This is a genomic window from Flavobacterium indicum GPTSA100-9 = DSM 17447, from assembly GCF_000455605.1.
In the GTDB taxonomy this organism is placed as follows: Bacteria; Bacteroidota; Bacteroidia; order Flavobacteriales; family Flavobacteriaceae; genus Flavobacterium; species Flavobacterium indicum.
In genome coordinates, this window is the sequence record NC_017025.1 from 2,029,653 (window position 1) to 2,044,678 (window position 15,026).

General features: G+C 30.8%; 18 protein-coding genes and 1 pseudogene. 11 read left to right on the forward strand and 8 right to left on the reverse strand.

The features are described from left to right. Positions 1 to 50 precede the first annotated feature (50 nt). The 5 genes and pseudogenes from KQS_RS09395 to KQS_RS09415 all read right to left on the reverse strand — a co-directional run bounded on the left by KQS_RS09395 (position 51) and on the right by KQS_RS09415 (position 3,364). Positions 51 to 405: pseudogene (locus KQS_RS09395) on the reverse strand (four helix bundle protein). Positions 406 to 437: 32 nt separating this feature from the next. Then, the gene (gene gmk / locus KQS_RS09400; protein WP_014388952.1) at positions 438 to 1,013 is read right to left on the reverse strand and encodes a guanylate kinase; all 576 of its coding nucleotides are present in this window, start codon (positions 1,011 to 1,013) and stop codon (positions 438 to 440) included. 88 nt (positions 1,014 to 1,101) lie between these two features. Continuing rightward, positions 1,102 to 1,962 (reverse strand): YicC/YloC family endoribonuclease, encoded by an 861-nt coding sequence (locus tag KQS_RS09405; protein ID WP_014388953.1) that lies wholly within the window; start codon positions 1,960 to 1,962, stop codon positions 1,102 to 1,104. Positions 1,963 to 2,118: 156 nt separating this feature from the next. Further along, a complete protein-coding gene (locus tag KQS_RS09410) occupies positions 2,119 to 3,015 on the reverse strand; it encodes a DMT family transporter (protein ID WP_014388954.1) in 897 nt (298 codons plus the stop codon). Next, positions 3,008 to 3,364, reverse strand: coding sequence for an arsenate reductase family protein (locus tag KQS_RS09415; RefSeq protein WP_014388955.1), 357 nt, complete (start codon positions 3,362 to 3,364; stop codon positions 3,008 to 3,010). Before KQS_RS09415 ends, KQS_RS09410 begins: the two co-directional genes overlap by 8 nt. An 88-nt stretch (positions 3,365 to 3,452) precedes the next feature. Between KQS_RS09415 and KQS_RS09420 the strand changes: the two genes are divergently transcribed. Together KQS_RS09420 and KQS_RS09425 are read left to right on the forward strand one after the other, a co-directional pair. Then, a complete protein-coding gene (locus KQS_RS09420) occupies positions 3,453 to 3,911 on the forward strand; it encodes a DinB family protein (protein WP_014388956.1) in 459 nt (152 codons plus the stop codon). A gap of 3 nt (positions 3,912 to 3,914) precedes the next feature. Next, positions 3,915 to 4,355 (forward strand): acyl-CoA thioesterase, encoded by a 441-nt coding sequence (locus KQS_RS09425; RefSeq protein ID WP_014388957.1) that lies wholly within the window; start codon positions 3,915 to 3,917, stop codon positions 4,353 to 4,355. Positions 4,356 to 4,359: 4 nt separating this feature from the next. On the opposite strand, the gene KQS_RS09430 is transcribed toward KQS_RS09425, so the two are convergent. The 3 genes from KQS_RS09430 to KQS_RS09440 form a co-directional block, all read right to left on the reverse strand. After that, a complete protein-coding gene (locus tag KQS_RS09430; protein ID WP_041252072.1) occupies positions 4,360 to 5,112 on the reverse strand; it encodes an RsiV family protein in 753 nt (250 codons plus the stop codon). Between the two features lie 117 nt (positions 5,113 to 5,229). Continuing rightward, complete coding sequence (gene trxB / locus KQS_RS09435) at positions 5,230 to 6,177, reverse strand: thioredoxin-disulfide reductase (protein WP_014388959.1); 948 nt, start codon at positions 6,175 to 6,177, stop codon at positions 5,230 to 5,232. Between the two features lie 110 nt (positions 6,178 to 6,287). After that, the gene (locus tag KQS_RS09440) at positions 6,288 to 8,444 is read right to left on the reverse strand and encodes a TonB-dependent receptor (RefSeq protein WP_041252073.1); all 2,157 of its coding nucleotides are present in this window, start codon (positions 8,442 to 8,444) and stop codon (positions 6,288 to 6,290) included. Between the two features lie 143 nt (positions 8,445 to 8,587). On the opposite strand from KQS_RS09440, the gene KQS_RS09445 reads away from it, so the two are divergent. The 9 genes from KQS_RS09445 to KQS_RS09485 all read left to right on the forward strand — a co-directional run bounded on the left by KQS_RS09445 (position 8,588) and on the right by KQS_RS09485 (position 15,019). After that, entirely contained in the window at positions 8,588 to 9,040 is a 453-nt protein-coding gene (locus tag KQS_RS09445; RefSeq protein WP_014388961.1) for a YciI family protein, read from the forward strand. A 171-nt stretch (positions 9,041 to 9,211) separates the two neighbouring features. Beyond that, the gene (locus KQS_RS09450) at positions 9,212 to 9,763 is read left to right on the forward strand and encodes an IS1096 element passenger TnpR family protein (protein WP_014388962.1); all 552 of its coding nucleotides are present in this window, start codon (positions 9,212 to 9,214) and stop codon (positions 9,761 to 9,763) included. 58 nt (positions 9,764 to 9,821) lie between these two features. Beyond that, on the forward strand, positions 9,822 to 10,880 hold the full coding sequence (locus KQS_RS09455) for a nucleoid-associated protein (RefSeq protein WP_014388963.1): 1,059 nt from the start codon (positions 9,822 to 9,824) through the stop codon (positions 10,878 to 10,880). A gap of 102 nt (positions 10,881 to 10,982) precedes the next feature. After that, on the forward strand, positions 10,983 to 11,336 hold the full coding sequence (locus KQS_RS09460) for a DUF2200 domain-containing protein (RefSeq protein ID WP_014388964.1): 354 nt from the start codon (positions 10,983 to 10,985) through the stop codon (positions 11,334 to 11,336). A 90-nt stretch (positions 11,337 to 11,426) separates the two neighbouring features. After that, a complete protein-coding gene (locus KQS_RS09465; RefSeq protein WP_014388965.1) occupies positions 11,427 to 11,978 on the forward strand; it encodes a DUF2975 domain-containing protein in 552 nt (183 codons plus the stop codon). 3 nt (positions 11,979 to 11,981) lie between these two features. After that, positions 11,982 to 12,191 (forward strand): helix-turn-helix domain-containing protein, encoded by a 210-nt coding sequence (locus KQS_RS09470; protein WP_014388966.1) that lies wholly within the window; start codon positions 11,982 to 11,984, stop codon positions 12,189 to 12,191. Between the two features lie 67 nt (positions 12,192 to 12,258). Beyond that, a complete protein-coding gene (locus KQS_RS09475) occupies positions 12,259 to 13,203 on the forward strand; it encodes an alpha/beta hydrolase family protein (RefSeq protein ID WP_014388967.1) in 945 nt (314 codons plus the stop codon). A gap of 60 nt (positions 13,204 to 13,263) precedes the next feature. Further along, complete coding sequence (locus KQS_RS09480; protein ID WP_014388968.1) at positions 13,264 to 14,154, forward strand: ABC transporter ATP-binding protein; 891 nt, start codon at positions 13,264 to 13,266, stop codon at positions 14,152 to 14,154. Between the two features lie 10 nt (positions 14,155 to 14,164). Next, positions 14,165 to 15,019, forward strand: coding sequence for an ABC transporter permease (locus KQS_RS09485; RefSeq protein ID WP_014388969.1), 855 nt, complete (start codon positions 14,165 to 14,167; stop codon positions 15,017 to 15,019). Positions 15,020 to 15,026: the final 7 nt, after the last annotated feature.

A 15,026-nucleotide genomic window follows, 5' to 3' on the forward strand; every position in this document is an offset into this window, starting at 1 on the left:
ATTAGTGATTAGTGAATAGTGATTAGTGATTAGTGAATAGTGACTAGTAATTAGTTTTTAAGTTTTTTACTAAAAGCATTAATCATTTTTGACTGTACTTCAATTAAAATTAATAATTCATCAAACAGTTTAAAATTAGCAATAAAACCTAATTCTTTTGCAATAATTAATTGGGTTTCAATTTCAAATAGAGAACTCTAAAAAATGGCTGAATGACTTATCATTATTTCTACCATAACCTTCTGCAATATTAGATGGAATTGAAACAGAAGCTCTTTTTAATTGACTTGAAAGAGCATAGATTTCTTCTTGAGGAAAAGTTTTTACAAGTTCATAAACTATTTCAACAATAAGAATACCTTTTTTCCAAATTAAAAGATCTTTATATGATTTTATTTCACTCATTTTAAAGCTAATTACTTTTTACTAATTACTCTTTACTTTTCAGAAATAAAATCCTTTACCAATTTGTATGCTTCTTCTTTAGCCACATCTAAATCATAGTTTTTGATGATGGTATCAAATTGTGGTGCAGTGGCTAATTCTACCGATGCCTTAGCAATACGCATATTGATTTTGTCTTCACTTTCAGTTGAACGTTGTTTCAAACGACGCTTTAATTCGTCTACACTTGGTGGTTTAACAAAAACGGCTAAGGTTTCATTCGGAAATTTGCTTTTTATACGCAAACCACCCGCCACATCAATATCAAAAATCACATGTTTTCCTTTAGCCCAAATACGTTCTACTTCAGCTTTTAAAGTTCCGTAAAAATTATCGGTATACACTTCTTCCCATTCTACAAATTCCTCCGCTTTGATGTGTTTTTTAAACTCTTCCCAAGAAATAAAATAATAATCTTTTCCGTGAACTTCTTCACCTCTTGGTGCTCGAGTGGTACATGAAATTGAAAATTCTAAATTTAAATCTTCTTTACTTAATAAATGTTTAACTATAGTGGTTTTCCCTGAACCTGATGGAGCTGAGAATACTAATAATTTTCCTTTTGTCATTGTGTTGTGTTATTTATGTTTTATCTCCTAGAACTAGTATCAGGATATTAATTTTTCGAATCTGAAACAAAATCAGTTTCTCAAAAAATTATAAAACATTTAAAACCTGTTCTTTAATTTTTTCTAATTCGTCTTTCATTAAGACAACTAATTTTTGCATTTCTGCATGATTGGATTTTGAACCCATGGTATTGATTTCTCTTCCCATTTCTTGAGTAATAAAACCTAATTTTCTTCCATTAGCTTCACTTCCGGCTAAAGTTTGTATAAAATAATCCAAATGATTTCCTAAACGAACTTTTTCTTCGGTTATATCTAATTTCTCTAAGTAGTAAATCAATTCTTGTTCAAACCTATTCGAATCGACCTCAACTTTTAATTCATCAATGGCTGTTTGCAATCTTTCCTTAATTGCTGCAATGCGTTCGGGATCTAATTCCAAAGCCTGATTCATAAAATTTCTGATATTTTCAATACGTTGCATAAATTCTTTTTCTAGTGCAGCACCTTCAGAAATTCTAAAATTAAGCATATTAGCAACTGCTTCATCAATTACTGTCTGAATTTGTTTCCATTCATTTTCATCAATTTCATCGCGCTCCGTTTTCAATGCATCGGGCATACGAACGGCCATTTTCATTAATTCGGTTTCATCTGCATTTGGAAGTATTTCCTTCATTTGAGCGATGTATCCTTTAACAATTGGGGCATTTATTTTAGAAGAAGTTTCCTCACCTGTAATTTCAATAAAAAGAGAAAAATCCACTTTACCTCTTTCTAATTTTTGAGCAATTTGATTTCGTAACCCTAACTCCATTTCTCTGTAAATAGAGGGCATACGTACATTCAAATCTAAGCCTTTACTATTTAGCGATTTTACTTCTACAGTAATTTTTTTTGTTGGTAATTGCAAACTCGCTTTACCAAACCCTGTCATGGATAATATCATATTGATTTATAAAAAGTGGACAAAGATAAGAATTTTAGTGATTAGTTGTTGGATGTTAGTTGTTAGTTGTTAGTTGTTAGTTGTTAGTTGTTAGTTGTTAGTTGTTGGATGTTAATTGTTAATTGTTAATTGTAAGTTACTTTCATTCTTTACTAATTACTTTTTTCTAATAACTAAATATACTCCAGTAAATATCAATAAAGCAGATCCAATTTTCACCCAATTCAATTCATCTTTCCCTAAACTTACAGCAAATACGGTTGCAAAGAAGGGTTGAAGATAAATAAAAACAGCCACGGTAGTTGGTTTTAACTGACGCATGGATATTAAATTTAACAAATAGGTTAAAAAGGTGGAAAACACTACAACAAATCCAATTTTTAACAATGCTGCTGTTGGAATAACTTGCCAATTTACTTCTTGAACTTCATTAAATCCGAAAGGCAAAACCATTAAAAATCCGAAGGTATAAATCCATTTTACAAAAGTAAATGCGTTGTATTTATCCATTAATTTTTTTACCAAAATCAAATAAAAACCATAAGAAACAGCATTAATAAATACTAATAAATTACCTAAAAATGCATTACTTGCATTTATCGTTGATTTTCCATAAAGAATTAATGTAATAGTTCCTGCTAACCCTAATAAAATACCAAGCATTTTATCAGCTTTCATTCGTTCTTTCATGATAAAAGCAGACAAAATCAGTACAATCATAGGTGTAGTTACCATTAAAACTGCTCCCATAATTGGAGAAGTATAGCTCAACCCTTTAAAAAAAGTAAGCATATTAAAGGCTACACCAAAAAAAGCACAGGCTATAATTCTTGGAAAATCTTTTTTATCAATTTTTTCTTTAGGCACAAAACCGAATCGTTCACCTACTAAAGTAAATAACCAAAATAACAATGTAGAACCCCCAACTCTAAAAACGATAAAACCAAAAGCATTTATAAATTTTGGCATTACATCTTTAGCTATAGTAAAAGTTACTCCATAAATAATGGCAACTAACCATGCGCATACTAACGCCCAAGCTCTGCTATTCATTTGAAAGGGCTTTAATTGCTTGTTCCACTACTTTAGGGCTATTCCCAACAAATATTTGATCTTCCACTATAATCACAGGACGATTTAAAAATGTGTAATGTTCTAAAATATATCGTTTAAAATCAGATTCAGATAAATTTGCGTCTTTTAAACCCATTTCTTTGTACAATTTTGCTCTTTTAGAAAACAACACTTCATAATTTCCTGTTAGAGCGTGCATTTCTTCTACTTGCTTTACTGTAACACTTTCTTCTTTAATATCCTGAAATTCAAACCCTTCAGTTGAAGATAATGCTTTTATTATACGTTTGCACGTATCACAGGTTTTTAGGTAATAAATCTTTCTCATACTTTAATTTCAAAAGTTGGTGCAAAATTAGTTTTTTGTTAACGAAAACCGCATTTTTATTCCTTAATTTCGTGAAAAAATATTCTCCATGAATGCAAACTTTTCAATTTGGAAAACCAGTAGAGCAATTTATTTAAATTTTCTTAACTCTTATACTTTAGAACAATTAAACTATGTACCTGAAGGAATGAGCAATAATATTATTTGGAACATAGGACATATTATTGCTGCACAACAAGGATTAGTTTACCGTCTTTCTGGTTTAACGCCATTAGTATCCGAAACTTTTATTGATAAATATAAAAATGGTTCCGTTCCAAATGGTGAAACTACACAAGAAGAAGTTGATGAAATTAAGGAACTTTTAGTTTCTACTTTAAATCAAACAATTACAGATTTTGAAAAAGGGAAATTCACTTCCTATAATGAATACCAAACAAAAACCGGCTTTTTGTTGAGAAATAGTGAAGATGCTATTCAATTTAACAATTACCACGAAGGCATTCATTTAGGATTTATAATGAAAATTAAAAAATATATTAAATAAAAAATGGCAGTTTTTACAAAAGAGATCTCTATTAGATGGTCTGATTTAGACCCAAATTTTCATTTACGACACAGCGCTTATTATGACTTTGGCGCACAACACAGAATGGAATTACTAACCGAACTAGGTCTAACCGCACTTGAAATGCACAAACAGCATTTTGGTCCAATACTATTTAAAGAAGAATGTGTATTCAAAAGAGAAATTCATTTTGGTGATAAAATATTTATTACCACAAAAATGAGTAAAATGAAAGAGGATGCTTCACGTTGGAGTATCACTCATGAATTAATTGACGAAGAAGGCAATCTAAAAGCAAAAATCACAGTTGACGGTGCATGGATGGATACTAAACTAAGAAAAATATGCAACCCTACTCCACAATTAGCTATGGATGTACTACATGCTATACCTAAAGCAGAAGATTTTATAATTTATGACTAACGTTTTATTTTACTTGCAGGTATTTATCAAGTTCATCATAAGACATAAACACTTCAAAATGGCCTCTTTCATAAGGGGCTATTTCATTTAAATTGTAGAAAAAAGTTATTCCATCAATATTATAGATAAAATTATCTGCCAATTTAAATCGGTTGTTTTCCATACAAAAACCTTGATCGTTATAAGATTTATATGTTAAAATTTTATATTTCGATCTAAACTTCATCTCAACCAATTGAGTCAAACGTGGAATATTTACGAAAACATCTGCTTTTTTCAATTGATTTCCAGAAATTTTATCAAAAATTAGGGAACGTTTTTCAGCAAAACCTTCTAATTCTCCATAAGATGTATAATAATTAATCACAATATTCACAAAATCTTCCGTTTCATATTCAATATTTGATTCAATATGATACTCCCAACTTCTTAATTTATCATTTGGAACCTGATTTTTTACATCTTTATAAGAGGCAATAAAACTTTTTGCTATATCATTATAATTATTGATGGTCACTTTTTTATTATCAATAAAGCTTGAAATTTCTTTGATGTTTTCAAAAATGATTTTATTAATACTGTCAGAATTCTTCGCCTCTACAACTTCCATTTTAATATTGGCCGAATTGTAATCTGAAGTTAATTTACTTGGATAGGAAGAATTGTATTGCTTACGCTCAAAAACAATTTTTTGCGTACAATTGGCAAAAGGAAGAATTAAAATTGATAAAAATAATAGGATTAAAAATCGTTTCATTACGAGCATTTCTGATTGCAAAATTACTTATTTTTATATCAAAAATCGAGCCATATAATTGAATTTTTAAATAAAAAAATCGGGACAAGCCCGATTTAATCGTATAAGTAACTAGAATTATTCTTTACTTGCTAAATATCTCTCTGCATCTAAAGCTGCCATACAACCTGTTCCTGCTGCTGTAATTGCCTGACGGTATACATGATCTGCAGCATCACCTGCTACAAATACACCTGCTACATTAGTTTTTGAAGTTCCTGGTACATTTTTAATATACCCCGTTTCATCTAAATCAATAAAATCAGCAAAAATGTCTGTATTAGGTTTATGTCCAATTGCTACAAAGAATCCAGTTGCCGGAATTTCTTTTTCTTCTCCAGTTACCGAATTTTTAACTTTAACAGCCGTAACTACTTGTCCATCACCTAAAACCTCAACCGTTGAAGTATTTACTAAAATATCAATATTCTCTGTTTTACGTACACGCTCTTCCATAATTCGAGAAGCTCTAAATTTATCTGTACGCACTAACATAGTTACTTTTTTACACATTTTAGATAAGTAATGTGCCTCTTCACAAGCGCTATCTCCTGCCCCAACAATAACTACTTCTTGGTTTCTGTAGAAAAATCCGTCACAAACAGCACAAGCTGAAACGCCACCACCCATTTTTAAATAATGTTGTTCAGACTCTAAACCTAAATATTTCGCTGAAGCACCCGTTGAAATAATTACTGTATCTGCATGAATTTCTTTTTCTCCGTTAATCCACACCTTATGAATTGGACCCGAAAAATCGACTTTTGTAGCCCAACCATCACGAATATCTGCATTAAAACGTTGTGCTTGTGCTTGTAATTGCACCATCATTTCAGGACCTGTAATTCCTTCTGGATATCCCGGGAAATTTTCTACTTCATTAGTAGTTGTTAATTGACCTCCAGGTTGTTGCCCTTGATATAAAACAGGATTCATATTTGCTCTAGCTGCATAAATTGCCGCTGTATATCCTGCTGGACCTGAACCTATAATTAAGCATTTTACTTTTTCTATTGTATCTGACATGGTTTGTAAATTTGTTTTCACAAAAATAGAAAATTGAATAGGTTTTAATGTTATAAAAGTTACAAAATTTTAAAATACAACTATAGACAGATTTTATATTCATCAACCGTTTACAATTGGTTTAATTGATTTTCTTTTTTTGAATCACTTATCGTCCAAAAGAATCCTACGAAAAAGAAACGGTCTGCAGCTTGTGTTATAGGTTGTCTTTGGTAAATTCCATTACTATCCGGCACATTTGCATATTGATAGCCAAAAACGTTAGTTGACCCAATAACATTGGTAATGGAAAAAAATAAAATTTTTTGTTGGGAAAGTAAATAAGCCCAACTTAAACTTAAGTTGTTATAACATTTTGTTTTTCCGTTCATAAAGGTTACTTCATTTGGATTATCGTAGGGGCGTCCCGAATTAAATGTATAACTAGTTCCTAATTGTGATTTCCATTTTTCAATAAAATATTTCGTCACTAAAGAAAAATTGTGATTAGCAACAAAAGTTGGGGTCGCTTGGGTTTCATAATTTCTATAATCACGTTTAGAATCTATAAATGAATAAGTGATCCAATAATCCAAGTTTTTTACCGTTTTGCTGTCCCTCCAAAATAAATCAATCCCTTTGGCATAACCAGTTCCTGAGTTGGAAAAATTTGAATTGTATTGAGGTAGTGAAGTATTGTATTTAATTAATTGATCATAGTCTTTATAGTAAGCTTCTGCTCGAAACATTTTACCTTTATCGTTGTATAAATAATTTAAGATATAATGATTGGTTTTTTCAAATTCTAATGGAGTGGAAGCAAATTTCAAATAATCAGAATTAGGTAATTGATTGAAATTTCCATAGGCTAAAGACAATTGACTTTTTGCAGCCATTTTATAAGCAATAGAAGCTCTTGGCTCCCATGTTCTTTGACCAACAACAGTCGCATTTGAAGACCGCAATCCTGCATTGAAAGCCAATTTTGTAGACAAAAACACTTCCAATTCAGTAAAATATGCAAAACTATTATTTTGATAACCATAGGCTATACCATTTGAATTTAATGCGGTATATTTCTCATCAAAATTCGTGTGAAAAAATTCTGTTCCAGCCAACCATTTAATTCTCCCCGTTATAGTCTGTCTTAACTTAAATTTATAATGTAACGCTCTTTCTACATTATTGATCTTATCGAAATTTATCCCAATTTGATTGGTCCCAAAGCCAAAACTTAATCCTGTTTGAACTTGCAAACCATCAGTAATATTGCCTTTAAACGAGGCATTTGAATACAGATTTTTATTCGTTAATCCAAACTGAATTTTTTCAGAAAAATTAATATCCTTTTGATTTACATTCATTTCAGAAAAGTCGTAAGCAGTATACACTTTCAACAATCCCTTTTTAAATTTTTGGCGAAAAACAGCTTCTCCTGCCAATGTTTGTGGTGCTTTATTCCAATCTAAATTTTGTGGTGCTAAATTATAATACGGTTGCAAATTAATATAGGATGTATTAATAGTGAGCGAATTATTCGTCCATTTTTTTGTTTTCCCCAATCCGGCTCCCACACTCATGATTGAAATATCCGTCTGATTTTGTGTTGGTTCATCTATGGTATTGAGCAATAGTACACTAGATAGAGCATCGCCAAATTCAGCACTATACCCACCAGTAGAAAAAGTGATTCCTTTGAATAAAAATGGAGAAAAACGCCCACGGGTAGGTACATTTCCGGGAGAAGCGCCATACGGTTGAGCAACACGTATTCCATCAACAAAAGTTTGTGTTTCACCTGCTTCCCCACCTCTCACAAACAACCTACCACTCTCGCCTACTGCATTGACTCCGGGCATGGTTTCTAAAGCCCCCACAATGTCACCCACTGCTCCTGCTGTCGTTACTATATCCATAGGTTTCAATGTTGAAATTTTACTATTATCGCCCGCTTTTATTGTTCCCGCAGAAATAACCACTGCCTCAATTGTATTCACACTTTGTAAAATTCGATACGACTGAAAACTATAATTTTCGATAGTAATTTCTTTTGTTAAGGTTTCATATCCCAATAGTGTTACTTTTAAAATTTGCTTGCCAGTAACTTCTGTCGTAAAAACAAATTCTCCTTTTTCATCTGTAATATTTCCATCATAAGTCCCTTCAATATAAACGTTGACACCAGACAATGGCATATCTTTTTCATTCACTACTTTTCCAGTTATTATTTTTTGCGACCAAGCAAACTGCATCAGGATTGTTGCTATAAATATTAGAATTGTTTTCATCGTATGTTAAATTTTACCGCAAATTTGCACGAAACCCTTTTTCTATAAAAAAAGGAATGACCCAATTGTAGAATTTAAGGGACGAATTGTAATTCTAAAAAACTTATTTTCTACCTTTACCTATACCTATCAATTCAAAAGACATGAAAAAAATAATTATTGCACTAACACTACTAGGTAGTATGTATGGTTTTACACAAAATAATCAGAATTATGATGAAGCATTAGCCAAAAAAGTTGGTGCTCCAGATAACGGAATGAAAACCTATGTTTTTTGTTTATTAACTACAGGAACTAATATAACGGCAACTCCTGAGGAGAAGAAAAAATGGTTTGAAGGACATATGGCAAACATTAACAAATTAGCTTCAGAAGGAAAATTAGTTATGGCAGGACCATTTATGAAAAATGATAAAAATTATAGAGGTATTTTTATTTTTAATTGTACGACTATTGAAGAAGCTGAAAAACTAGTTAATTCTGACCCAGCAGTTCAAGCCAACCTGTTAAAAGCCGATTTGACTGTATGGTATGGAAGTGCAGCATTAGTCTTAATGGATGAATTACATAAAAAAATAACTAAAACCGGATTTTAAATCAAAAATCACTATTTTTCAGGTATTTACAAATTGAATTTGTTATATCTAAAGAGTCCATATTGCTTCAAAAAAATATACACATAGAAAAAAAATAGTTTTCAACAAAGTCAAAATTTACCCATTTTAAGCAAATTAAATAGTATTTTTGCGCTTTAAAATTTTACATATATGATTTACAAGTTTAGAGTTATTCTTGATGCTGAAGAAGATATTTTTAGAGATATCGCCATTGAAAGTGACAACACTTTAGAAGATTTACATAACGCTATCGTTAATGCATTTGGATTTGATGGAACTGAAACAGGTTCATTCTTTACGTGTGAAGACGATTGGACTTGGAATGAAGAAGATGAAATACCACTTTTTGATACCGGTGATGTTCCAGGTGAAATGAAAACAATGGTAGATTTTGCTATTGAAGATTTAATGCACCAGGATAATACTAAAATGGTATATGTGTATGACTTTTTTAACATGTGGACGTTTTTTGTGGAATTAGCAGCTATTGAAGAACATGAAGACGGTGAAACCTATCCGGCGTTACTTTTTGCTCATGGGGAATTACCTGCAGAAGCTATGCAAAGTGGATTTAGAGGAGCTGACTTCAATGAAGAGGACATCTATGGTGATTTTGATGATGACATGGACGATGAAGATTTCGATATGTTTGATGGAGACGACAGCTTTGAAGACATGGGCTTTGAAGAAAATTGGAATTAATTTCTCAAAAAAAAATTATTAATTAATCAACTTAAAGTCAATTTGACCTAACTTAATAATGATCAATTTATTTAATACACATATTGAAAATCTTTCTATTCACAGAGTAGGTAATAAAAGTAGAAACGAAGCCATCTTTTTATCGGAACAACCATATGCGTTGAATGATGAAATCATGCCTTTATTAAAAGAATATTTCTTTAAATCATTTCGTGAAAAAGAAGAAAACTACTATCAGTTTGCACACGAGGTTGATTTGGAATATAACGACATGTATAATTTTGCTACTGAAATTTTTAACAACCCAAGCAGTGTTCATGAAGTTTCAAAAAAAATAACGAAACATTTATTTGAACAATCGAACCATCCGCATATTAAAAACGGGGAAGTTTATGTTGCCTATTTTACGCATGCCTCAATTCATAATAACCCAGTAGATGCTATTGGTATTTTCAAAAGTGAAATAAAAACCGATTTCCTTCAGTTTGAAGAAAAAGAGTCGAACTTAGAAATGATTTTACAACAAGGAATTAATTTAAATAAGTTGGATAAAGGTTGTATCATTTTCAATCATAAAAAAGAAGAAGGTTATAAAATTTTAACGGTAGACAGTAACCGTTATGATGCTCGTTATTGGTTAGAACATTTTTTAAGTGTAGATGTATTCCAAGACGAAACGTTCATGACCAAGAAATATTTACAATTCTGTAAAGATTTTGCTAAAGAAGTAGTATTACCAGCCGAAGATAAAAAAGAAGAAGTACTATTTATGAATCGTGCTGTGAATCACTTTGCAAAAAATGATGAATTTGAAGAAACGGCGTTTTTAAATGAAGTATTGGATAATCCAGACTTAATCCCAGAATTTAAAAATTATAAAGTAGATCGTGGTGCCAAATACAGCATCGAGGATGTGTCTAGCTTCCCTATCGCTAATGCTGCAGTAACTGACGTTCGTAAGAAATTAAAAAATGTTATTGAGCTGGATACTAATATTCAAATTAAATTAGATTTCGTAAATCCCGAAAGTGCAGAAAAATTTGTTGAAAAAGGATGGGACGAAGAAAAACAAATGTATTATTACCTGGTTTATTTCAATAAAGAACAAAAATCATAAGTTCAATTAAACTTACAACAATACCAGCTACCTATTTCTTACTTTTGAAATAGGTAGTTTTGTTTTTATAAAAACTTATTTTACATTTAGTTAAAAAAATCCATGCAAAATCAACGTGTATATAAAATGGCTTTTTCAAGTGTGTATCCGCATTACATTGCTAAAGCCGAAAAAAAGAACAGAACAAAAGCCGAAGTGGATCAAATAATTTGTTGGTTGACCGGTTACACAGAAAATCAGTTAAAAGAAATTATAGAAGGAAAAATCGATTTTGAATCTTTTTTCTCAAGCGCGCCACAATTCAATGAAAACGCTTCTAAAATTACGGGGGTCATTTGTGGGTATCGTGTAGAAGAAATCGAAGATCCATTAATGCAAAAAATTAGGTATTTAGACAAACTAATTGATGAATTAGCCAAAGGAAAAACTATGGAAAAAATTTTAAGAAATAAATAAAACAAAAAATATTTAATATATTTCAATACTTATTTATTGTTTTTCAATAAATTTGTTTTACATTTGTAAAATAAATTTAAATCTTTTTATATGGAAATCAAAATTGGAACGCAACAGATTTTGAATGGATTGTTCATTCTATCTTGCTTACTATTTGTAGGATTGTGTATTGATGCTTGTGGTTTTATCTTTAACACCATTTATTCTTACTTCCGACCTATAGGTGCTCAGTATTATTGGAATCATTTAGATTTTTCTGATTTATATGCTTTTGACAAAATACGATTTGTTACAACTACTTCGTTAACTGCAATTGTATTAGTATTAAAAGCGATTTTGTTTTACTTGATTGTTAAATTATTTTATGACAAAAAAGTGGATTTAAAATACCCTTTTCAATTACCCATGCAGCGATTTATTGTATTAAGTTCCTATTTGGCTTTTGGAATTGGAATTTTTTCTTCTTGGGCTACAGATAACTATTATTGGTTAGCTTCACAACAAATAAACTTACCAAGTATTAATGAATTAAAAATTGAAGGTTCAGGGATTTGGTTTTTTATGAGTATATTTTTATTTGTGATTGCTCAAATTTTCAAAAGAGGGATAGAAATTCAAAATGAAAACGATTTAACAATTTAAACTATGGCAATTATCATAAACTTAGATGTGATGATGGCAAAACGTAAAATGTCATTAAACGAGCTTTCTGAAAAAGTAGACATTACACTCTCCAATTTATCTATATTGAAAACGGGAAAAGCAAAAGCCATTCGTTTTAGTACCTTAGAAGCTATCTGTAAAGCACTGGACTGTCAACCCGGTGATATTTTAGAATTTGATTCAAAATCTTAATAAAATGAGGGGATTTAAAATCCTCTCTTTATTTTTAAGTATCTTTGTACTATTATTCCATCATATTATGAAAGCTAAAATTATATTTGCAATTACTTTCTTGTTAACCTTAACTCATGTTTTAGGTCAAACTTCAACTTCTTTTACGGAAACTGAAACAGAATTAAAAACAGCAACGGGTACATTGTATGGTACATTAACACTCCCTAAAAAATTCAAAAAAGGCCCTGTAGCATTACTAATTGCTGGCTCTGGTCCAACGGATAGAAACGGAAACAACGTGGCAATGGAAAATAATTCCTTAAAAAATTTGGCACATGATTTAGCTAATAAAGGAATAGCCTCTCTACGCTATGATAAACGTGGGATTGCAGCCAGTAAAGATGCTATGACGAAAGAGGAAGATTTACGATTTGATGATTTAATAATGGATGCAAAAGGATGGATTTCGCAATTAAAAAACGATAAACGTTTTAAGAAGATAGTCGTAATTGGACATAGCGAAGGTTCTTTAATCGGTATGTTGGCTGCCAAAGAAGCCCATCAATTTGTTTCATTGGCAGGAGTGGGACAATCGGCTGACAAAACCTTAAAAGAACAATTAAGCAGCCAACCGCAAATGCTTAGAGATATTGCCTACCCTATTTTAGATAGTTTAAAAGCGGGGAAAACAGTCGACAAAGTAAATCCCATGTTGCAATCTTTATTCAGAAAAAGTGTGCAGCCTTATTTAATTTCTTGGTTTAAATATGATCCAGCTCAAGAATTAAAAAACCTAAATAAACCAACATTAATCATACAAGGTGATAAAGACATTCAAGTAGGAATTACTGATGCCGAATTATTAGCAAAAGCTGTACCTACTTCAAAATTAGTTATCATTGAAAAAATGAATCATATCTTCAAAATTATCGAAGGAGATAAAAAAGAAAATTTAGCGAGTTATAAAGACCCTAACATACCCAATGCCCCAAAATTAATAGAAGAACTTTCCAAATTCATTTTAAAGTAAAATAATTTGTAACAAATCTCATACTTTGTTGTCCAATATTAAAATCAAAAATCGAACATATTGGACACAATTTTAAAAATTTCAAATCTTCATAAAAAATTTAAGAAGGTACATGCGGTAAACAATGTATCGCTTGAAATTAAAAAGGGAAATGTATATGGCATTTTAGGACCTAACGGTTCTGGAAAGTCAACCACGTTAGGTATTGTATTAAATGTTGTAAATAAAACCTCAGGTGAATTTTCTTGGTTTGACGGAAGTTTATCCACGCATGATGCTCTAAAAAAAGTGGGAGCTATCATTGAGAGACCTAATTTTTATCCCTACATGACGGCTGAGGAAAATTTAAAATTGGTTTGTAAAATCAAAAATATTCCATTTGATAAAGTTAATGAGAAATTAGAGTTAGTTGGACTTTTAGACCGAAAAGACAGTAAATTCAAAACATTTTCCTTAGGTATGAAGCAACGATTAGCCATTGCCTCTGCCCTATTGAATGATCCAGAAATTTTAATTTTAGACGAACCTACTAATGGATTAGATCCTCAAGGTATACGTCAAATTAGAGATTTAATTAAAATAATTGCCAATCAAGGAACCACTATTTTATTAGCTTCACATTTATTAGACGAAGTAGAAAAAGTATGTTCTCATGTTATCGTTTTGCGCTATGGTGTTACATTATATCAAGGCACAGTAGACGGTATGTTAGCGAATGAAGGGTTCTTTGAATTACAATCCGAAAATTTGGACGCATTAGTTCAAGCGGTATCTGGACTCCAAGCTGTAGATAAAATTGAAGTTCAAGAAGGTAAAGTTTTAGTGTATTTGAAAGCTGCACTTGAAGCTGGAGAATTAAATCAGTATTTATTCCAAAAAAATATTGTTTTAACCCATTTATTAAAACGTAAAACCAGTTTAGAAGAGCAATTCCTAAAATTAACTAATTAAATTTCCAAAAATGAAACGTTTACTCACTATAGAATTACAAAAAATATGGCTAAACAAAGCCAGTCGTGTTTTAAGTATTATTTATTTTTTATCATTATTTTTATTAGCCAGCATCGCACTTATAGAATTTGATTTTGGATTTTTCAAATTTGAAGCCGCTAAAAGTGGATTTTTTAATTTCCCTTACATTTGGCATTTTACAACATTTGTTGCCTCTTGGTTTAAACTTTTTTTAGCTGTAATTATTGTCTCAATGATCGCCAATGAATTCAGTTACGGCACATTAAAACAAAACTTAATTGACGGGATGTCAAAACAAGAATTTCTATTGTCAAAAGTGTATACTATTTTACTTTTTTCAGGAATATCGACACTTTTTGTATTCGGCATCAGTTTGGTTTTAGGACTTAAATATTCTTCTTATACAGAAATGAGCATTATTTTTTCTGACATGTCTTATTTATTTGCTTATTTCTTAAAACATGTGGCGTTTTTTTCTTTCTGTTTATTTTTAGCTTTATTAATCAAACGTTCCGCATTTACATTGGGCTTTATATTTGTATGGTTTTTAGGAGAAAATGTAGGTCATGCAATATTGAAATACCAAATATTAGGTTACAAACCACAAGATAAAAACACAGAAGTTATTGATTGGGTAAAAGACGTATTACCATTAGAATCTATGTCTAATTTAATAACCGAACCTTTTACTCGATTGAATTTTGTTAAGTCGGTTTCAAACACGGTCGGAGCCAGCTTTGATAAAAATTATCAAGTACAACCTATTTTTGTAGCCATTGTTTTATTCTGGACACTATTATTCATCTTTTTATCGTATTTGACTTTAAAAAAACGAGATTTATAGTATCTTT